This is a genomic window from Bacillus sp. AR8-1, assembly GCF_008042345.1.
In the GTDB taxonomy this organism is placed as follows: domain Bacteria; phylum Bacillota; class Bacilli; order Bacillales; family Bacillaceae_G; genus Bacillus_A; species Bacillus_A cereus.
Window position 1 is genome coordinate 176,586 of sequence record NZ_QNUB01000021.1, and the last position, 21,546, is coordinate 198,131.

Here is a 21,546-nt window from a genome sequence, read left to right on the forward strand (position 1 = left end):
ATAAAAGAGCACTTGTTTCCGCAAGTGCTCTTTTGGGGATTTTGAGATACCCTATTAACGAAAGTTAAGGTTACTTAAAGTTAAAAGGTATTTATATTATATGCTTGTCCTTTTTATTTGTGCATAATCAATATATAAACATCTTTAATCATTCTTAATAACTTTTAGTTATCGTTCTTTCTTACATTTTATCATTAAGAAATTGATTGAAGGTTTATTTGCCATGTTCTTATTTGGTTCATCAATTTCCGAAACTTTTACTAATCTATATTGATTAAAATCTTTTTTTATAGATTCAGAATCATAAAAGAACATTTTTACACCTTCCATTATCTCATAATAATCTTTATCCAACTGTTTTCCTTTTCCGTACATGGGAGCTTTTTTAGAAACAGTTGTAAAAACCATATATCCGCCTGGTTTTAACTGATTATAACAATCTTCAATAAATTTCTCTCTTTCCTGTTCATTCAACAAATGAAGAAGTGCATGACTAAATATCCCATCATACAGTTTATTATCAAAAGGCATTTCGTTTACTGAACCGTGATACATACTAACATCTTCTAGTCCGTTTTCTCTTGCTAAATCGATCGCTGTTTTCGAAATTTCAATACCTGTTACATTTATACCATTATCGATAAAAACCTTTGCATTTCTTCCATATCCAATACCCGGAACTAATATATTCTTAACGTTCTTTTCAAGAAAAAAATCTTTTGTCAAAATTGCAGATTCTGTAGGTTCAAATCCCCACATCGTTTGTTTTTCGATAAAACTTGATTCCCAAAATTCCATTATGTATCTATCTCCTTATTTTCAATCCATTTTTAGTATCACATTAAAAACTTATAAATTTTAACGCTGCGTCTACCTATGCCAAATTAGTTTTTTACCACATTCACTATAAGTCCATTGAATATAGCACAATTATAAGCCTATATCTATTATAATGATTGGTTTAAAATCCACCCTATTTTATTAATCCTTACGTTTGTAGAAAAATAAAAAAGCCAATACTTCCGTTATAGTATTGGCTTTTTCTCACGAGAAATTATCTTTTTATATTGTACCGATCTAATACTTTTTCTAACATTTCTAAAGTTATTGGTTGTGCTTCTTTTATTAATTGATAACCAATACGACCATTCGGTTCCGCTGTAACTTGCTGTAAACTCTTTACGTCATGAATCCCTTTTTCTCTTAATTCCATATAAAGTTGTTGTTCCGACATTTTTGCCTGCATCAAATTCTCTTTTACAATCTCTCCGTTTTCAACAATTATAATGCTACTTCCATTTAAAAATTGTTCCACCTTCCTTGATTTCAATTCAAAGAAATGAATGATAAGTAATATGCTTGCAAATATGATAGCCGCAAATATAGATGGGACTACTTTTCTACTTAATACAGGTTCTACAATAATACGGCCAATTGATACAACTATAATGATTTCAGCTCTTGTCATTTGGCTCACAGATGTACTACCTGTCATTTTCAAAACAATTATTCCAGTAAAAGTTAATATAATACTTTCCAAAATTATATTCATAACTACCCAATCCTTTAATGGTGTATTTTACTATCATTCCCATCAAAGGTGTGTTTTACTTACCTATTAAGTTGTTAAATCCTTCAGACCATGATGGAAATAAAGGTGTCCATCCATACTCTTTACGTGCCTTATTATTGGAAGCTCCTCTTTCCCAACTATTTTTCCCATCTTGAACTTTAGGCTGAGGTGCCCCTATCGCTGCTGCATATATTGGTAACCATTCTTTACTAGTTGCTGGATAATTATCTACAATATTTACGATTCCTGAAGGCCAATTAAGGGCTAGCATAGTAGCTCTTGCAGCATCTTCAACATGTATAAACGAGCTTATCCCGTCTGATGCGATAATTTCATTATTACGAACTTGATTTGCTATTAATCCGTTTTCCGCATACCATGTTCCTGGTCCGTATAATGTGCCGTAACGAAGTATAACCGATTCAGGTAACTCAGTAACAGCTTTTTCTAATTTCAATATGCCATTAACAGTGACTTGCCGAGGCATAGAAGCAGTAATATGTAGTGAGTCTTTTTCAGTCGCAAATGTATCCCCTGATTCATACGCCCATGAAATACTTTGAGCGATTATTTTCTGTACCCCTACATTTTTAGCGGCATCGACAAGGTTACGAGTGCCTTTTGTTCTAATTTTTGCATTATCCTCAAAATTCCATGAAGACAATGACGTTAATTGATGAATAACTACATCGGGATTTGTTTCTTCTAATACAGAAAATACAGCCTTTCTATTAAATACATCAGCTATTACTGGTATGGCACCAATCTTTTTCATTGCTTCTACTTGCGAAGTATTACGGATCATCGCAAAAACTGTATGCCCATTTTTTATTAACATTGGCAATAAAGAACGTCCTATTACACCAGTTGCACCTGCTACAAATATTTTCATATATGTTCCTCCTCATTTAGTAATCATAAATGTGACGAAACATTTGTAAGGTATGTGACAAATATTTGCTTATTTTTTTCGTTATTCATATGAAACATATACTTTTAATGGTTTAATTATCCCTAAACTCAATTCATCAAAGCATTCTATGAGTGAAGTATAATGTATTTCATGTTGAAAGATCTCTTCTATAAATGGTGTTTTTCCTATTTCTTTAAAAAACCAATCTGCATGCTTTTGATAATCGTATCCGTCACTTGATCCAATGATTTGCAATTCTTTCTGATAAAAGTTAGCAATTAATGTTAGTTCTTCTATATTACCATCAGACAGTATACATATTTCACCATTAGTTTTAAGAGCTTTTTGCAAAGTATGGAACCCACTATTTGTAGCAGAACATTCAAAACCATAATTATATGTTTCTATTATTTTCTCTTCTGAATCATATATGTTTTTCGCACCAAACTTCTTTGCAAAATCTTTTCTATTTTTATTAGGCTCAACAACATCCACGTGCTCAACGCCTACATAGTATTTTAAGAAATAACAAGCGAGTAAACCAATAACTCCCATTCCAGTTATAAGTACTTTTTCATCCTGTCGCGGGTTTAGTTTCAATACTCCTTTAGCGGCATCACACGAAAGAATAGATAATAAAGCAACTTTAGGTTGTATAGAACTAGGCACTCGAATTACTTTATAACCCTTAACTATCCCTATCGTTTCATGTCCATAAAAAGAAACTACTTTATCGCCTACGTTTACATGTGTTACTTTATTACCAACTTGAATCACTTCACCATAACTTTCATATCCAGTTTTTCTTGGATAAAAAGGATTCGTATCTGTAACATCGGATCCATTATACTGTGGTAACTCGGCCCCAATGCTTATCGCTCCTGCGATTGTTTTAACGATAATTTCATCGTCCTGTATGTCCTTAATTTCATTTGTTTCCCACTCAAGTTGTTTAGGCCCTTTTACAATTAACTTATATTGTTCCATTTATATCCTCTCTTTTTATAAAGATGTTATAAGTAATATTGTTATCCATCTAGATTTCGACTAAATTTATTTACCTAATAGATGATAAATTACCCTTGCCCAAGTTTATACCTTTAATGCTCCTGTACATTTCTGTTCAGCGTCTAATACTTTAAAATTACTATTCTGATAACATTTTAAGAAAAGTTGTTGCCGCCCAAATGAAATACGCAAGTTGTGTCACGATATACATCGTAATTTCAAAACCTGTAAGCTTTCTTTCCCTTTTTATTTTCTTTAAATATCTATAAAAACAAAATGAACATAAAATCAGTAAAACAATAGACATTTGATATAGATTTTCCACTAAAAGAACTGCCATTTATTTCATCACCTTTCCAATAAAGTGAAACTTTAATCAGTGGGGGTTTTGTTCATCCTTCACTGATTATCAGCCCTCACCAGTCGGGATTTAACGGGATAAAAAATATATAGTTCAAGCATATCATTTTAACGGAACGAATTACCACAATTTTCAAATTGAATAAACTTCCTAAGTAAAAGAAGTCACTTTTTGGAAATGTTTCAATACAATATTATGTAATTCAATACTCACTATATAATATTAGATTAGGTTTTCTTTTACTGTACATGCTTAGGAGGAAGTTTTACATGCAATTGATTCATAACATACAAAAAACGTTTAATAACCTATGTAACTACGATACGGTCAATTTAATACACGCTATTCAATCATTAAATATTTCACTTCATAAAATATCTCCTTTTATTACTTCACCAGTTAATCTTGAATACGGAAGGAACGTTATCTATCAGTCTGAATTTGTAGAGATTTTAGTATTAAAATTCCCCAGCAAAGCAAAGACTTTTGTGCACGATCACGGAATATCTGTAGGATGTATACTAATAGTCAATGGTACGCTACAAAATATAACGTACGAAAATAATAGCGAGCGGATTGAAGAGTTTACAGAGGGAAATATTTTCACAGTAAAAAAAGATACTGTGCATAAAATGTATAACGCTACAGATTCAACAGCAATAACATTTCACGTATATTCCCCACCATTAAAAGATGTACAAATATATGAGTAGCCTTTAAAAGGAGGAAATATGCAAAATTTGAAGGATTACTATATAAAGAGCTTACAAGATGGTCGTAACGTTTGGCTCTATGGACAAAAAGTAGATGTAACTACAGACAAACATTTTGCAGGTACATTAAGTACCATTTCTAATTTATTTACATTGTTTGATGACCCCATACGAAGAGATTCTATTGGATATGTGAGCCCAAAAACGAAAGAATTTGTTCATACTGCATTTTTAGTTCCGAATTCCTATAATGAATTATTAATGAGAAGAACTGCATTTGAAACGTGGAGTTATGCTACAGACGGTGTAATGAGTAGATTATCTGATTATGCAAGATCGAGACTTACTGGCTGGTACGTATCAAGATATTTTTATAAAAAATTCGATGCACAGTTTCCAGATAAAATTACATCTTATTATGAAAAAGCGAGAGATAATCACTTGTTCTTAAGTGTAGTTCAACGTGACCCACAAATAAATCGTTCTACAGAATCAATATTGAATGCAAAAAATTTAGGGTTACTAAGAGTTACGAAGGAAACTTCTGATGGAATTTATTTAAATGGTGCAAAAATGGTAGGTACTGCTTCTCCTTATTCAAATGATTTATTAATCTATCCATTAGCAAAACTGACTGATACTCAAAAAGATTTAGCTCACTTTCTCATTGTGGCAGCCAATTCCCCTGGATTACATATGGTTTGTAGAGAACCATTTGCGAATGCAAACTCAAGTACAGTTGATTCCCCTCTTAGCTCACAGTACGATGAAATGGATGCACTATTAATCTTTGATAATGTATTTGTACCATGGGAACGTGTCTTACTGTATAACAACCCTGAAGCATTATGGAAATTAAAGTCAGATATAGCTTCTAGTAGTTTAGCTTATCATCAAGCAATTGTACGATTAGTAGTAAAACTAGAATTTATAACTGCAATTGCTTGTGAAATTGCTGAAGCGATCGGTGCTACTACTTATTTGCATGTTCAAGAGAAGCTTGGGGAATTAATTATGCAAATCGAAACAATTCGCGCACTTTTAATTGCTGCTGAAGTTGAAGGTACTACAAATGAAACGAAAACTTATTTGCCGAATTTTAAATATATCGAAACTGCAAGGAATCTTGGTTCCAAATATTATCCCCGTGCAATAGAAATTTTACAATTAATTGGAGCAGGTGGGTTCATTCAACTTCCTTCGAGCTCAAATGACTTCCAGAGTCCTATAGCTGATTTATTGAAAAAGTACTTTAAAGGAACTAATATAGATGCCGAACAACGCACAAAATTATTTAAGTTAGCCTGGGATACCATCGGAAGCCCCTTAGGATCTAGACACGAATTGTATGAAAGATTTTATGCTGGAGATCCAATACGAAATACAGCTATGCAATATGTAAATTATGATAAAAATCACTTTAAAAAGATGATAAGTAAATATTTACATTGATGAAAAAGAGCACTCTTTGCTAAGAGTGCTCTTAAAAAATATATAATTATCCAATTACATATATAATTGCTCCGGCCACAACTGCTACTTTTCTCTGTAATGGTTTCATCTTATTCACTTTTATTTTTATAATTCAGCTTTATTACTTCTGGTATATACTTCCTACCATATTTTCTCGTATAGATTTCTCTATCAGGAGTAACTAATTGTAAAACAATCTCACCACAAACCCCATCTAGTATTTCAAATTCACCTTGTGCATTTGAAATACTGCGTTCCTTACTTTCAATTGAATCTTCATATATTTTCACATTAAATATAGGTTCGTTATTTTGATCTACGATAATACCTCTTGAATACTTAGCAACTGCTATGCATTGATCCTCTTTTTTATAATATGTAATCACAACAATTGCACCTGCCACTATAGCGCTACATACAAACAAGAGAATGATTTTGCGCCTCACAACGAACCTCCTAATTCAAATTATTCTTTTCTAAACTGAAAATTAAACTGTCTTAATTGCTTGATTTCCTCAATTACTTTACGAATACCTTCTTCAATCTTATCTTCTTTTACATTCGAAACATTTAATTTTAATAGTTTTTCTTTAGGAAAATTCCTCATATAATTCTTATCAATAGTATCGACACTTATTTGCATGTCACCTAATTTTTGTATAAGTGTTTCTGTAACTGTGTTTTTCTGCATTTCTAAACAAGTGTGTATTCCAAATGTGTTTTGTCTATTATATGTAAATAATGATTGATCTTCATTTTGCACTTTTTCTAATGTTTCTGCTAGTTTTATTGATCTATTGTAGTAGGAAGAATTAATTTTACTTTTATGACGTTCAAACATACCGCTCTTTATATAAATTTCTAAAGCCGCTTGAGAAATCATTGGACTATCAATATCTAGTATCTTTTTGTATGTATAGAACGCATTTGCAATGGATGGTGGGATGACTGCAACTCCAACCCGTAAACCAGGAAAAATAATCTTCGAATAACTTTTCAAATATATGATATGACTATAATTATCCAAGCTATATAACGGATCTGCTTTTGAATCAGTTTCTAAATCTGCTAAATAATCATCTTCCACTATAAATACATTGTATTTCTTAGCCAATAGTGCGATTTTTTCTTTCTCATCTTTAGAATAAGAAGTTCCAAGCGGATGATGATATCTCGGTATCGTATAAAAGAATTTTATTTTTCCAGTTTGAAATATTTGCTCCAATTCATTCAAATCGATACCTTCATTCGTACGTTTAATACCGATTACAGGAACTTTATTTATTTCTAGATAATCAATATATAGATGATATGTTGGCTGTTCAATTAATACAGTTTCATTTCCATTCGGAAATGGTATAGAAGTTAATATAGCAAGCGCCTGCTGCACACCTGATGTTATAAAAATATTGTCTTCTTTCGTGAACACTTGATAATTTGCCAACTGTTTTTGAATGACTGGAATTAAAGATGGTAACCCTTTCGGTGTTCCGTATACGAACAAATCATTTTTATAAGTATCAATAGCCTTATTAATGCAATGCTGAAAATCTAAATATGGGAAAACATCTGGATCTGGTGCTGAAGAAGCGAAATCAATTATCTCGTTATTTTCTATGGTACTCCCAGATTTCTTAACAACGTAGTATCCACTTTGAGGGACAGAATATATAATGTGACGCTTTTCTAATTCATGAAGCGCACGTATAACTGTTGCCTTATTACATTCATATTGCGTAACGAGTGACCGTATAGACGGTAATTTCTTTCCTTCTTTTATATCTCCATTTTGAATCTTATTTTCAATGTCATTTAAAATATGTAAATACTTATACATATTACACCTCCTCCAGCAATTCTATATTTGATTCCATCGGTTTTCTATTCATATAGCATTCATTCCTCAATTAGTTAATTTTCCGATCATCTATATCGTAAATCCCAATAGCATATGAATCATTTTCAATCCATTTCTTTACTGCTTCTGTTTTAAGTACACCTTCAACTTCTTTTTCTATTTTCTGTCCAAGTTCTCTCGCCCCTACTTCATCATCGCTAATCTTAGTTTTTATATCAATGGTAACAGGTTGATTCTTTATATAATTTATTTGCTGAATACTAAACCCTTCATATCCGTTTTTTCTGAATGCGTCATCAAATATATGTCCAAAAACTTGATTCCATCTACTCTCTGCCTTTACAACTTCTCTATTTCTTTGAGTTATATTGATTTTATAAGCCATTACACCTTGTATCGCCAACCTTTTATTAATATCATTTTTTATTTCGTTACTATCTTCGCTATCAGCAATCTCTAAATCTACTATCCTTTCTTTTTCATCTCTTATAGCAGCACTAAAAAAAGATTCCTCCTTTATCGCTGCTGTGGCAATATCCATCACTATAGAATCTTCACTTTTAGCATCTTCAATGTCATTCTCACAGGCACATAATAAAGCAAATGGAAATAATAATACAAGTAACTTCTTTCCCTTTCTCATGTAGCACCCCTCCACACATTTTCATTTACGATATTTTTACTTTGACATATAAATACCTTTTTTAATTATTAAATTTAACATTATTTCACATTTTCCCCACTTAACAAGGGAATTACAATTAATAAATAGAATATCTCCATGAATAAATAAAAAGTGAGGGATATATAATGCAACGTGTAAATACGATTGATATTAGTAATGTACTACAATTGGAAAAAACTCTTTCGACTTTATTAAATAAAATGATTTCTTCAAAACTAGACCTTGAAAATTGGTTAAAAGAGCAGTCAAAAGTAATTTGGGACATCGAAGAACAAGTAAAATCACATTACATCGCCTTTCAATGTAATACGGATGATGAAGAAATAAAGGATACTTTTGAACATGATCAACAATTTGTAAAGCCACTTTTAAAGCGGTACCAAAATTTATTGGATAATAAATATTTAGAGTCACCTTTTCGAATGGAATTAGATTCTAACGTATATGGTTTATTAGATACAAAAATAAAAAATGCTCAAAAGTTATTTTGTGAGGAAAATATCGAATTAGAAATAAAGGAAGACAAATTAATCACAGAGTACTTTGAAATCACTGGAGGATTAAGTGGAATTTGGGACGGAGAAGAAAAAACGATAACAGAATTACAATCCTATTTACAAGATTCGAATCGTGACACCCGTAAAAAGGCAAAAACCATTATTTCTGAACAATTTTTATCTGTTGAAAAAGAACTCCAAAACATATTAAATCAATTAATTGAAATTCGCCATCAAAAAGCAAAAAATATTCAACTAGAGAATTATCGCGATTATATGTTCAAAAAATACGAGCGTTTTGATTATTCAACGAAAGATTGCTATGAACTAGCTGAATCCATACGTAAGTATGTTGTGCCTCTTAAAGATAAAATATTGCTAGAGAAAAAAGAAAAACTGCAATTGGATACGCTTCGCCCGTGGGATGTATCAGCTGTAACTCCAGATCAAAAAGTACTTAAACCTATTGCAAATGAAAATGATTTAATTGAAAAGAGCACTCATATCTTTAATAAACTAGATGTTGAATTTTCAGCACTTTTAAACCGAATGTATAAACACAATTGTCTTGATTTAACAAGCCGCAAAGGAAAAGCAGCTGGTGGCTTTTGTGAGTACTTACCAGCTTCACAATTATCTTATATTTTTATGAACTTAAATTATACACAAGATGATATTGTCACTTTTATACATGAAATGGGTCATAGTATTCATAACGAACTCATAAAACCATTAAAATTACGACAGTATATAGAAATTCCAGCTGAAACAGCTGAGCTAGCCAGTATGACAATGGAGTTATTCTCGCTTCATTATTGGGATACATTCTATACAGACAAAAAAGATTTAAAACAAGCAAAAATTAACTTCTTTAAAGATGTTATTTCATATTTACCTGTTATGCTTATTGTCGATCAATTTCAACACTGGCTGTATGAAAATCCAAGTCATACTTCTGAAGAAAGAAATGAAAAATACTTACAACTTCAAAAACATTATCAGTCTAGCGTCATACATATTGATGGCTACGAAAACTGGATAGCAACGAGTTGGTTACCTGTACTCCATATTTTTGAAGTACCATTTTATTATATTGAATATGCAATCGCCCAACTTGGTGCATTACAAATGTATAAACAATATAAAGAGGAACCTAAGCAAGCACTAGAAAATTATAAAAAGGCATTATCACTAGGAAGCTCGCAATCTATAAAAGAAGTGTATGATGCAGCCGGTATTCGTTTTGATTTTTCTGGTGAAACAATTAAAGAACTAATGCTATTTGTAGAAAAAGAATTAGAATTACTTGAGCAATTATAAGAAGAAAGCTGCACCTATATTTTTGGTGTAGCTTTCTTCTTTATTTTATTAATCAGCTCTATGTACTGAGTATCTCCATATCCGATTGTTGGAAAAAGATAAAACAACTTTATTAATAATTCACGAGTTGATAAATCTTTATTTTTAGAGATGAATTTCATTACTGCATTATCTTCTGTTAACATTTCTAAAAATAAGTCTATAGCCTGATACATTACAGGTGGTACCTTATGAGAGGTCTTTTTATGGTTTACTAATACTTCATTGTATATAGAAGAATAATTCCCCAATTCAAGTTCAATTTGATTTACTTTAAATTCATCCTCTCTAAAGCTATTTAAGTATACCTTCCCTTCATAAGCAGACTGTTCAAGGTGAGAAAGTATGGTAAGTAGGTTCATTTGGCAAAACATATCTTCACCAAACCATAGAACAATACATTTATACTTTTTCGTAAAAAGGTTTTCTAACGGATCTATAACCTTTTTTATATAACTTTCTACTGAACTGTTATGTCCTTTCGCTCTTGTTTTAATAAACTCTTCATTAAAAACTTGAGTAGTAGCCGAGTTCACACACATTGCCTCATTAAATGGTGCATAATCAGAATCACCCATTAGCTTTTCGTTTTTAAATTCTTCATACATAACTTGACCATTTAATATGTTAAGTACCTCTTTATCAAATAGCTCACTCTTCCTATTTCGTAACTGTTCAACCTCTATTTTTCTAGAAATATTCATTTTAAACACCCCTTCTTTATTTAAATTTAGTTTAACAAATGATTGAATAGGCATTTTGTTAAGTTGGTATTCTCTTGGATTCATTCCAAAAACATTTTTGAAAGCTCTACTATAAGCCTCTTGGGAAGAGTAATCGTAATCCAACGCTACCTCAATTATCTTCCTACCTTTCTTTAAATCTTCCGTAGATAAATACAACCTTCTAAGAAGAATATAACGTCTAATACTGAAACCCGTTACTTGATGAAATTTAAAAGAGCAATAATAAGGAGAATACCCCATGTAACGAGATAATTCATCTAATGAAAATCTCTTTTTTAAATTGCTCTCAATCCAATTAATCATCTGCTGTATATGTTCATTCATTTCCTTCACTCCTTATTTAAAAGTATAGGAGAAGTGCGTTTCTTTCTTTTGATATTTCTTGTGTTTTATAACATGAGCCTTTCTCTAAAGTCTTTATAATCTATATATAAGTATTAATTTTATATTTTTTCATCTATCTTATTTTGTCATACCTTCTATTCATTTTTCAATTTAGCGTTAATGAGTATGTTGGCAACACCTTACTAATTATTAAAGGTCAATTTACATCATATTTCATTTTAAAGGATTTCAAAAATTAAACACGAATTTTATAAAATAAAATTCTTTTAATTCCCAAGTTAAAAAATTAAGGTTTGGAAAGGACGTTTCAATGAACAAGCTAAAAAAAGAAATACTTCAATTCATAAATGAACAGTATCCGTTGAATTTTATTAACATTAAGCCAATAACAAATGAGATGTATGAATGTCTTACAGAACAAGGTACATACTTCAGTAGAATTACAAACTACAAAACATATGAAGAACAGATAGAGGAAGTTTTATATACAAATTTTTTATATCAAAATGGTTTAGGTGTTCCACCAATAATCCCTTCATTACAAGGGAATTTTGTAGAAAAATTCACATTAGACAAGGAGATTTTTGCTGTATTATATAAAGCTGCTCCTGGTATACATTTACCAAGGTCTGAATGGAATTCTAATATATTTAAAAAACTTGGTAAACAAATTGGAAAATTACATCGTATATCTAAAAGCTTTGAAAAGATTAAACCAGTAAAACATATAAACGATTGGTATGAAAATGAAGAATATAATTTTCTTAAATATATCCCTAAAGAAGAAAATACAATAAGAGAAATTGCATCTGACGTTTTAACTTCCATAAAAGAGCTACCAAAATCCCCTTCAAATTACGGCTTAATACACGGAGATTTATGGTTAGAAAACATTTTAGTCGAAAATAATTCAAACTTAACAATGATAGATTTTCAAGACTGCGAAAAACATTTTTACATATTCGATTTAGCCGTTCCTATTTATAGTGCGATAGAATATTCATTTGCTGGAAATGGGAATATCGTTGACTATGAGTATTCTATTACAAAAGCACTATTTGAAGGCTACCAAGAGGAAAATGAGCTACCAAAAGAGATGAAAGACAAGTTTCCGTTATTTATTAAATTAAAGGAGATTTTTGAATATAGCTTAATGCATATGTATTGGGATAAAGAAGAATTAACGGAGGAACAAGTACGGATTATGAACCTTTATAGGATGAAGATCGAAAATAAGAATACCTATATCAATATTTAAGAATGCTGTTGTTTAACTGCAAGGAAACTTTGGTTAAACAACAGCATTTATTAATTAGCTGACAACCTTTTTTATGACTTATAAATACTGATTCAATAATCTTCTCAAATACACTTCATTTTGCGGTGATACTTTTTCAGAAAATCTAGCTGCAATAATAATAGGAGCCCATTGAAAAACTTCATCTCTTGATATGCCGGTACGACTGCAATATATATGTAAATACATCTCAGCTAATTCTACCGAAGATTGTGAGTACAACAAGTATGTTCGAAATACATCTGCGCGAATATCACCTGAACTAGCATCTACCCAATCTATAACTTTCACTTTCTCTTCCTTACTCAAAATCAAATTAAATGGATGAAAATCTCCATGACATAGCCTAAAATCAAATGTAATAAAATCTAATTTTTGTAATATATCCTTCTTTTTGCGTTCATCCAATTTATGCACAGATTTAATTTGACGCTCTAACCTTCCCCTCATTAACTCCATTTCATCTGTATTCACATGTATAGCATGGATCTTTTTTTGCTCATTAACACAAAGGCTGATATAACGCTCTGCCTCATTTAAATTATTAAGCAGAAGATCACCAATGTTGTCCCCTTTTACATGTTCCATAATAATTGCCTGTCTATTTTGTATCTTTTTCACTTCAAATACGTTTGGAACTGGCAACCCACATGAATACGCATATTTTTGTTTTTTTGCTTCATTCATAGACTCTGTATCTGGGAGGTAATCTTTCAATAATTTTACAACCTTATCATCAGTTAAATAAATTTCTGCTGTATTCCCTTTTGCAATTGGATTACCTAAAACCACTTTATTTCCCCCCTTAACATAAATTAGAATAACACCTTATACTTCTCTTTAAATTCACTATAATCCTAGCTAAAACCTTCTTCACGAATATACAAAAAACTTATCGCTTTCCATCCTTAAATAGAAAGCGGTAAGTTTAATTGTTTAGGAATATCCGAATGAAACTCTGATGTATGCACAATTGAAAATGTATATCCTTGCTCAATAAATGATACTTCATTACGTTTACATTCAAATGATACACTATTTTTCTTAAAGTTATTTTGGATTCGCTGTAAAAATGCGACGTCTGGTGTTCCGAAAGAAACGTATACTTTCGGTGATAGAGCTTTCATCGCGATTGGAATCCAAGGTCGCTGCCACCAAGTCGCGACGATATATGCAGTGCCACCTATAACAAAGTTAAAAATATCCCCATCTTCCATCGTTTTCATATTTAGATTTGATTTTAACCATTCCGTAAAAACAGGTACACTTTTAACAGGAAGACCAATTTCCCTTACGTATAAAATGTTTAAAGGTGAGTGTGGTACTAATACATCCTCTTTAACATAACTATGTGCGATAATTTCGAGTAGATTTCCATCTCCGTCTTTAAAGTATAAATTGAATAGACCATTCTCTTCACCAATTACATTTCCATTTTGCCATTTTACAATGAGTAATCCAGAGTCCTTTAACCATCTTGCTGTTTCATGGAATTTTGAATATGGGATTTCAAAAGCAAAATGTGCAGGTGCAATTGGTTCATACACTTCTTGAAAACTAATTGTTGTATAAGGTGTTACTTCAAATTGAATGAAGGATGTTGTTTCTTTTTTTATTGGAAAAGATAATATGTCCTTATAAACTTGTTTTACCCCTTCTATGGAAACCGTTTGTAGTTTTATATCTGATATATGTGTAATCACTTTACATTCCCCCTCATTTCTTATTATCTATTCGTATTGTATTACACTTATAAATAGATAAAATCAAACGGAAGGATGGATTTTTCATATAGAAACTACAACTTTAGTATGAATATGTTAGCTTCTTTTATTGCTAGTACACTAACGTTTCAAAACAAATATCCTCCATATTTCGGTTTTTAATTAACACTTTACTTATTTCTATTTTTTCAAATTTCCCCTGCATTGTTTCCATATAAAAAAGCTGCCTTTCCTTAAATGAAAAGCAACTTTTACGATAAAATACATTAAGGTTTTACAGCAATAATCATAAATCTTTTTGAATTAGTACGAATCCCTTTTTCAGAACTATACGTATCAATGAACTTTTGTAAAATAGTAAAATCCTCTTCCTGTTCTCCAAATCTAGGAATAATAGGAGTATGTTTTAATAAGAAAATGAGATCTTCAGACCTACTGTAATAATCAGTAACATCATATTCACGTACTTGCACGAGATCAAATCCTGCACTAATAAGTTCATTCATATACTTTTCTTTTAAAGTACCATCCCGTTCACCTAAGCATTGTCCTCTACCAAATGCTTCTTTCAGGTTTAATTTATCATTCTCACTTACTTGTTGTGTTAAGAAAAAGGCACCCTTTTTCATTACTTTTGCTAACTCAGATGCCAGAAATGGGGCATGACAACTTGAAGTAATATCAAAATGTGCATGTGGAAATGTTAAAGCTTCAGAACCCATTTGAAGAAACTCAACATTTTGTACACCTGATTTTTTCAAGTTAGAATGTGCCGTTTCAATCATGCCGTTAGAATTATCAATTCCAATCAACAATTTAGCTGATGATGCTATGTTAAGTACATTTTCTCCTCCGCCTGTACCAACATCAAGTAAAATATGTGATGGTTTACACCTTTCTTTTACCTCACTATAAAAGTCCCATGTATCTCCTACAGTTTCACATTTTATTTTGCTAAAATCCCATCCATTTAATCTTCCTACTTTATCATAGAAGCTTTTATACTCTAATTCGTTCATCTTATTACTTCCCCTTTGTAAAAATAAATTAAATATGTATAATAACCTACGACACTCCTTAATTATATATTATAAAATACAAATTATTAAAACAATACTTCCCTTCACACTATAATAAGTTTACATAACATTTTTATGGTTTATCTTTATCTATATATTCTAAATGCCCTCTTCCCCAACTACACATACTATCCAAAACAGTACTGACTGTTTTTCCATGTTCAGTTAAGCTATATTCTACTTTAGGTGGTATTTCTTGATAAATTTCGCGTTTTATTAGTTGATCTTGCTCTAATTCACGTAATTGCTTTGCTAACGTCCCTTGAGATATATCTGGTATTAATTTCTTTAATTCACCAAAACGTTTCGTTCCATCTGTTAGCAAAATAAATAAAATGAGTGGCTTCCATTTCCCACCGATTATTTGTAATGTTGCTATTACTCCTTTTAACTTCGGTTCTTGTAAATCCATTTTTCTCACCTCTCCTCAGATATCATAAAGTGAAACTTTAATCAGTGGGGGTTTTGTTCATCCCACACTGATTATTAGTTGAACCAATCGGGCTTTTACGGGCAATTGATCTCTTACCTAACTTCCTTACATTTTCCTAACTTTGAGGTGGGAGTTTTACTGCCCGTTAATGCGGGATAAACCATATTTAGAAATTTTTCCTATTACTTATCCGCATGTATAGCGATTAGTACGAAATTTGCGACTATGTACATACAAAGTGCGTACTTTTCACTTGCTACCTTTTAGCGAATAATAAAAGCATAGCAGTTATATTCTAATTTTTTTATTAAAGGAGTGGCTAAAATATGTCTATTACTACATTAAAAGATAGTCGTATCGTTATTATTGGCGGGAGTTCTGGTATTGGATTAGCAACAGCAACACAAGCAATTAAACAAGGTGCACATGTTATTATTGCCGGACGCTCGGAAGAAAAATTAAAAGTTGCTCGAGAAGTAATAAATAACAATCATCTTCAAACTTATATATTGGATAATCAAAATAAAGAGCAATTACAAAATTTTTTCAAGATAGTTGGGAACTTTGATCATTTATTCACACCGGGAGCCTCTTACACACTTGGACCGATTACCTCTACAGAGGAAATTGCTGAAAGTAGCTTCATCGGAAAGTTTTGGCCTCAATATTATGCCGTAAAATATGCAATTCCTTTTCTTTCAAACTCTGGATCGATTGTGTTAATGTCTGGTGCATTTAGTCAAAGACCACTTAAAGGGGCACCTGCTTATGGAGCTTGCAATGGTGCTATTGAAAGTTTAGGGAAAGCTTTAGCTGTAGAATTAGCTCCTATTAGAGTTAATGTTGTTTCTCCTGGAACAATACAAAGAGAGAATGAACAAAACGAAAATAGACTAGCTGCTTATGAATCTTATAAATCTCTTTCTCTTGTAAAAAGGCCTGGCCATAATAATGAAATTGCACATACTGTTCTATATTTAATGCAAAATAGTTTTACTACGGGTAATGTATTGTTTCCTGATGGAGGGTACACATATCATTAAATTATTTAAGACAAAAGCCCCTTATTACGGCGGCTTTTGTTGCTCATTTAAACATTGCTGAAATTTCCAAATAGATGATTACATTACTTTAGTACCAACTGGTTGGTTTTTAGATGATTCATTACAATCCGCTCATTTTGTACATTTGCAAATAAAATTGTGCTAGTAGTTGACGAATCGAATCTCGAAGTAATTTGTCTTGATATTTATGGATAAGTTTCCAAAGAAAAAAGGCATATAATTAATGCCTTTTTTCTTTATCATTATTTAACTGGATAACAAACTTCTGTAACCCACTTATTAGGATCCGATTCCATCGCTGGGCTCACATGATAAATATTAAACATCGGGCCTGCTAATTTGTAACCTTCTGTCTCAATCCATTTTGCCGCAGCCTCATTTACAGCTGTCATCTGTTCATAACTTCCATTAACTGTTATAGAAGCTACATTGGTTGATTTCATATTTTTAAATGTAACGTCTTTTGTATTTTCGTGCTTACCTAGAATACTTAGCTGTATTTCTATATCTACATCATTTTCTTTGTATTCACGATCATGGAAAACCGCAATACTATAACTCGGATGGGCAATACTAATATTTTTCATTTGAATTTCTTGCATTAATACACTCCATAAATCACCTTCGCAATTATACGATGGAATAATCTTTCTAACACTAGCTACAGTTCTTTCTGGAATTTCTTTTATTGAAACATGATAATTCATCTCAACAACATCCTCTCTCATCGTTTTCATTGAGTCTTCGAGGAGACGTAATTGTTTTTGGAGGTTATTCATGTCTTCTTTAATTTGAGCACTACGATTTAAAAATTGCTCTTTTATGCTATCTACATTATCGCATTCTATTATTTCTTTGATGGTAGCAATATTAAACCCCATAGCTTTTAATGTTTGAATTTGATTTACCTTTTTTAATTGGTCAGCTGAATAAAATCGATATCCACTCTGCTCATCGACTTTTACTGGTTGTAATAATTCCACTTTATCGTAGTGTCTCAACATACGTATACTAATGGAAGATAGTTTCGAAAAATCCCCTATTTTAAACATGATTTCCTCCTATAAGTTACATCTACTTTGAAGCTCAACTTCATCATAAACAATGACATTATGTGAGGGTCAACTATTTTTAACGATTTAAATAACAATTTAACATGTTATATTTATATAATTAAAAACCTATATTCCTGTTTTTATGACTACTGCAATTGACAATCCATCACTAGTTATTTTTCTCAAGACATTCATAAACCGCCATCATATCTCGTTTATCCAACTCACGAATACGATTAAAAATTGGTATTTGCCCAACAGCTTCTGTTAATACGCTTTCATTCACAACATCACTTACTTTTCCAGTTAACCACGTTTGTACATCCACGCCCTCGACAACTTCTTTTAACCCTTCGTCATTAATACCACTTGCATTACAAGTTACACATGGAATTGTTAGTTTAAAGACACCATCATGTAGATTATCTTCGGTTATCACTTTCTTACCTTTACAAAATGGACATGGATTACTTTTTTTAATTTTATTAATTTGGGTAAATATTTTTTTGTATCCAAACGCTTCGTATACATACGTAAGTTTTTTATATTTACCATTTGTGAAATACTTATTTATAATGTTTTCTCTCGTTTCATAAACATTAGGGAAATCACAAACAGTTACTTGATTATTAACACTAATGGATTCGATATTTCCTTTTATTTCACCCCAGAATGGTAAAACATTTTGTAACACCATTTCATAGTTTGAAAAGCTTGCTTGTTCTAATTCAAACATTTTCAATGCAACTTGTGCTTTTCTTGGCAATAAAGAAACATCTTCTGTCAATACCATATCGCCACCAACAATAGATTTCAATTTAACAAGTGTCGGTAAATCACCAACTGTTTTCAATACTTCATTAATAGGCTGATTGATTATTTCACGAATATCTACGTTACCAAATTTAAGTGGTTTATGATGATTTAAAACCGTCCCCTCGCAAATTGGACATTTCATCATTTTTTTTGAACTTTTAATTTCTTCTTTAATAGGTGCTTTTGAAATAACAATATATCCACCAATAATTGTATTAAATCCTACCCATGTTCTGCGTGTCTTTCCTTTTTTATCATAAAATGATTTTTCAAAATACCCGTACCAAAACGTATGCTTTTCTTCTTCTGACATATCATTATAGCTCTTTGACAAATCGTGACCAAGCTCATTTTTTATTTCTTCGAATAGAAATTCTATTTTTTCATGCTGATAAAATTTTAATACCTTCATGATTTCTGGATCGAATAGCCCATCCCAAAATGGAACACTTTTATCTTGAATGGCAATATCTTTATCAAAAACTTCAATTTGAAGACGTCCAGAACAAGATGGACAATGATTGTCCTGTGAATAGAAATCAAAACTTCTCGTATCTTTATTAATTGGATGAGCAGCTACAATATGATTAATTAATCCACCAATCTCATATAAGAAACTATATTGACTATATAAATGTCTTTCAAGATTAATAGCAATAACAGGTGCGATTGTATTAGATTCATATTCACCATAAATTAACCTAGCCATTGATGATAAACTTTTTAAAATACCGCCCTTATAAATATTTTCGGCATTTTTAAAATAGTTAATATGATTTTCTTCTAAATAGTGAACCCCTTTTTTCTGCTTAAGCATTGAAGAGATGTGTATTTTCTCTGTGCTATTCACATTACTTTTTTGACGATAGTAATCCTCATGATTGACAACATCCAAATGCTCTATAGATTCATTCTGCCTTTTTCCAAAATCAACTATATAATCAGAGCTTTCTAACATGTAACGATTATGCTCAATCATAATGATCGAAACTGATTCATCTTGCAGAATACCTCTAATACTATCGATAAATTGATTTAAAATATTTTGTGATAAACCTTTTGAAGGCTCATCAAAAATAAATAATGTATGTGGATTTCTAGTGTTTGCAAATAATTCCGAAACTAAATGAACACATTGAAACTCACCTGTCGATAATGTTTGTGTTTTTCTCTCTAATGTTAAATAGCCAAGCCCTAATTTAATTAGTAGGCTCAAACGTTTATAAGCGATATCTTCATTTGGAAGTTCATCAATAATATCCTCAATCGAGCGCTCAAAAATATCATCAATGTCTTCACTATACTTTGTCAGTTTCTTTTTAATATCTAGGAAAGTTGCTACAGTTGATCGACTTGTAATTGATTGATTTCGGTCTTGTCCTACCATAACTAATTTATCTTTTGGATATCGTTTCAAAAAATCTGTAGCTAGACATTCGTTGACAAGTGTAGATTTCCCACATCCTGATTCTCCTGTAACTGTTACAAGCCTGTTTTTAGGAATTTGAAACTCAGCCATTTGGATATTACGGCAATATAAATCATAGAATGTATAATATTCTGTTGGTATTTCTTTATTTCGATCCCACAGTATTGACTTTGGTCTTGGTGATTCTTCCACAATTTTCCCGCCATATTTTCCGCTACCAGGTCCAAAGAACAATTGCTCATCAGTTGTATCTAGTACTGTATCTGAATGATCAATAAGCCAAATTTGATTTTTACACCCTAATCGTTTAATCTCTTCTAAAATTTGTAATAAAGTTTCATGATCAAGTCCAACTGAAATCTCATCAATAATAATTACAGCATTTTCACTTACTGCCATGAATTCGGCCAAATAAAGTCGTGTTAACTCTCCACCTGATAACGTACCCATAATTCGATTTAATGTTAAATAACCAATGTTCATATTAATAATATTTTGCAGTATATGCTGTTTTTCTTCACTAATATTTAACTCTTTTGCTAGTGAAAGAATAGATTCAATACTTAAATCATTAATATTTGAGATTGAATGTGGCTTGTCCAACAAATCAATTTCATGTTGTTCAATTTCTTCACTATAACGTTTTCCCTTACATTTTTTACACTCAACATTTTTTGTAGTACCACGGCCTTTACAACCAGTACACCAGCCTAATTGATTATTAAATGAAAAGACCTCTGGAGAAAGATTAAATACCTCAGCAAGTTTTTCCCGAACCTCTGTAAAAACACCAGTATGAGTACCAATCGTTGAACGCGGATTAGACGAAATCGATGATTTTCCTAGAAAAAGTACTAAAGGTATTTCTTCCATCTTAATGGCACTAAAATTTGTTTCCATAATGTTAGGAAATAAATATTGATATTCAGCCTTTGGCAATAAAGAAACTAATCGTTTTTTTGATTCTTCACCAATTGTTTGGCAAAAAGTTGTTTTACCCGATCCAGATAAACCAGCAATTCCAAACGATTTATTAAACGGTATAGTTGCATCTAATTTATTTATGTTATTAGCAATTAATTGATTTACTTTCATATTAACCTCTATTCTTATTTATT

At 31.3% G+C, this 21,546-nt stretch carries 20 protein-coding genes; 5 read left to right on the top strand and 15 right to left on the bottom strand.

Annotated features, from left to right (window positions below):
- Positions 1–168: 168 nt before the first annotated feature.
- The 5 genes from DN400_RS17630 to DN400_RS17650 form a co-directional block, all read right to left on the bottom strand.
- Complete coding sequence (locus tag DN400_RS17630; RefSeq protein ID WP_000397611.1) at positions 169–798, bottom strand: class I SAM-dependent methyltransferase; 630 nt, start codon at positions 796–798, stop codon at positions 169–171.
- A 256-nt stretch (positions 799–1,054) separates the two neighbouring features.
- Positions 1,055–1,552, bottom strand: a complete 498-nt coding sequence (locus DN400_RS17635) for a DUF421 domain-containing protein (RefSeq protein ID WP_001021414.1) — start codon at positions 1,550–1,552, stop codon at positions 1,055–1,057.
- 55 nt (positions 1,553–1,607) lie between these two features.
- Positions 1,608–2,465: an NAD-dependent epimerase/dehydratase family protein gene (locus tag DN400_RS17640; protein ID WP_072938510.1), complete on the bottom strand. Its 858-nt coding sequence runs from the start codon at positions 2,463–2,465 to the stop codon at positions 1,608–1,610.
- Between the two features lie 81 nt (positions 2,466–2,546).
- The gene (locus DN400_RS17645) at positions 2,547–3,473 is read right to left on the bottom strand and encodes a zinc-dependent alcohol dehydrogenase (RefSeq protein WP_016512790.1); all 927 of its coding nucleotides are present in this window, start codon (positions 3,471–3,473) and stop codon (positions 2,547–2,549) included.
- A 160-nt stretch (positions 3,474–3,633) separates the two neighbouring features.
- Positions 3,634–3,834, bottom strand: a complete 201-nt coding sequence (locus tag DN400_RS17650) for a hypothetical protein (protein WP_000279697.1) — start codon at positions 3,832–3,834, stop codon at positions 3,634–3,636.
- A gap of 290 nt (positions 3,835–4,124) precedes the next feature.
- Here DN400_RS17650 and DN400_RS17655 point away from each other — a divergent pair, with 290 nt between their 5' ends.
- Complete coding sequence (locus tag DN400_RS17655; protein WP_001176002.1) at positions 4,125–4,568, top strand: cysteine dioxygenase; 444 nt, start codon at positions 4,125–4,127, stop codon at positions 4,566–4,568.
- A gap of 18 nt (positions 4,569–4,586) precedes the next feature.
- Positions 4,587–6,020, top strand: a complete 1,434-nt coding sequence (locus tag DN400_RS17660; protein WP_061660659.1) for a 4-hydroxyphenylacetate 3-hydroxylase family protein — start codon at positions 4,587–4,589, stop codon at positions 6,018–6,020.
- Positions 6,021–6,130: 110 nt separating this feature from the next.
- Here DN400_RS17660 and DN400_RS17665 read toward each other — a convergent pair whose 3' ends face one another.
- The 3 genes from DN400_RS17665 to DN400_RS17675 all read right to left on the bottom strand — a co-directional run bounded on the left by DN400_RS17665 (position 6,131) and on the right by DN400_RS17675 (position 8,542).
- Complete coding sequence (locus DN400_RS17665; protein ID WP_098256091.1) at positions 6,131–6,487, bottom strand: serine/threonine protein kinase; 357 nt, start codon at positions 6,485–6,487, stop codon at positions 6,131–6,133.
- Between the two features lie 20 nt (positions 6,488–6,507).
- A complete protein-coding gene (locus tag DN400_RS17670) occupies positions 6,508–7,878 on the bottom strand; it encodes an aminotransferase-like domain-containing protein (RefSeq protein ID WP_098256090.1) in 1,371 nt (456 codons plus the stop codon).
- A 70-nt stretch (positions 7,879–7,948) separates the two neighbouring features.
- Complete coding sequence (locus tag DN400_RS17675; protein WP_098256089.1) at positions 7,949–8,542, bottom strand: DUF4030 domain-containing protein; 594 nt, start codon at positions 8,540–8,542, stop codon at positions 7,949–7,951.
- Positions 8,543–8,709: 167 nt separating this feature from the next.
- Between DN400_RS17675 and DN400_RS17680 the strand changes: the two genes are divergently transcribed.
- Complete coding sequence (locus DN400_RS17680; protein WP_098256088.1) at positions 8,710–10,401, top strand: M3 family oligoendopeptidase; 1,692 nt, start codon at positions 8,710–8,712, stop codon at positions 10,399–10,401.
- Positions 10,402–10,415: 14 nt separating this feature from the next.
- Here DN400_RS17680 and DN400_RS17685 read toward each other — a convergent pair whose 3' ends face one another.
- Positions 10,416–11,510, bottom strand: a complete 1,095-nt coding sequence (locus tag DN400_RS17685; RefSeq protein ID WP_098256087.1) for a helix-turn-helix domain-containing protein — start codon at positions 11,508–11,510, stop codon at positions 10,416–10,418.
- A gap of 331 nt (positions 11,511–11,841) precedes the next feature.
- Between DN400_RS17685 and DN400_RS17690 the strand changes: the two genes are divergently transcribed.
- On the top strand, positions 11,842–12,789 hold the full coding sequence (locus DN400_RS17690; protein ID WP_097912801.1) for a phosphotransferase enzyme family protein: 948 nt from the start codon (positions 11,842–11,844) through the stop codon (positions 12,787–12,789).
- A 78-nt stretch (positions 12,790–12,867) separates the two neighbouring features.
- On the opposite strand, the gene DN400_RS17695 is transcribed toward DN400_RS17690, so the two are convergent.
- From DN400_RS17695 to DN400_RS17710, 4 genes are all read right to left on the bottom strand, one after another.
- Positions 12,868–13,620 (bottom strand): aminoglycoside phosphotransferase family protein, encoded by a 753-nt coding sequence (locus tag DN400_RS17695; protein WP_016512795.1) that lies wholly within the window; start codon positions 13,618–13,620, stop codon positions 12,868–12,870.
- Positions 13,621–13,736: 116 nt separating this feature from the next.
- On the bottom strand, positions 13,737–14,531 hold the full coding sequence (locus DN400_RS17700) for a VOC family protein (RefSeq protein ID WP_097912803.1): 795 nt from the start codon (positions 14,529–14,531) through the stop codon (positions 13,737–13,739).
- Between the two features lie 287 nt (positions 14,532–14,818).
- On the bottom strand, positions 14,819–15,571 hold the full coding sequence (locus DN400_RS17705) for a class I SAM-dependent methyltransferase (protein ID WP_090976669.1): 753 nt from the start codon (positions 15,569–15,571) through the stop codon (positions 14,819–14,821).
- Positions 15,572–15,704: 133 nt separating this feature from the next.
- Positions 15,705–16,043, bottom strand: coding sequence for a winged helix-turn-helix transcriptional regulator (locus DN400_RS17710; protein WP_000365523.1), 339 nt, complete (start codon positions 16,041–16,043; stop codon positions 15,705–15,707).
- Positions 16,044–16,390: 347 nt separating this feature from the next.
- Between DN400_RS17710 and DN400_RS17715 the strand changes: the two genes are divergently transcribed.
- Positions 16,391–17,107 (top strand): SDR family oxidoreductase, encoded by a 717-nt coding sequence (locus DN400_RS17715; RefSeq protein ID WP_016512798.1) that lies wholly within the window; start codon positions 16,391–16,393, stop codon positions 17,105–17,107.
- A 263-nt stretch (positions 17,108–17,370) separates the two neighbouring features.
- Here DN400_RS17715 and DN400_RS17720 read toward each other — a convergent pair whose 3' ends face one another.
- Together DN400_RS17720 and DN400_RS17725 are read right to left on the bottom strand one after the other, a co-directional pair.
- Positions 17,371–18,180 carry a MerR family transcriptional regulator gene (locus tag DN400_RS17720; RefSeq protein WP_000472642.1) on the bottom strand — a complete coding sequence of 270 codons (810 nt, stop codon included), beginning with the start codon at positions 18,178–18,180 and terminating at the stop codon, positions 17,371–17,373.
- Positions 18,181–18,352: 172 nt separating this feature from the next.
- A complete protein-coding gene (locus tag DN400_RS17725) occupies positions 18,353–21,523 on the bottom strand; it encodes an ATP-binding cassette domain-containing protein (protein WP_098256086.1) in 3,171 nt (1,056 codons plus the stop codon).
- Between the last annotated feature and the right edge of the window lie 23 nt (positions 21,524–21,546).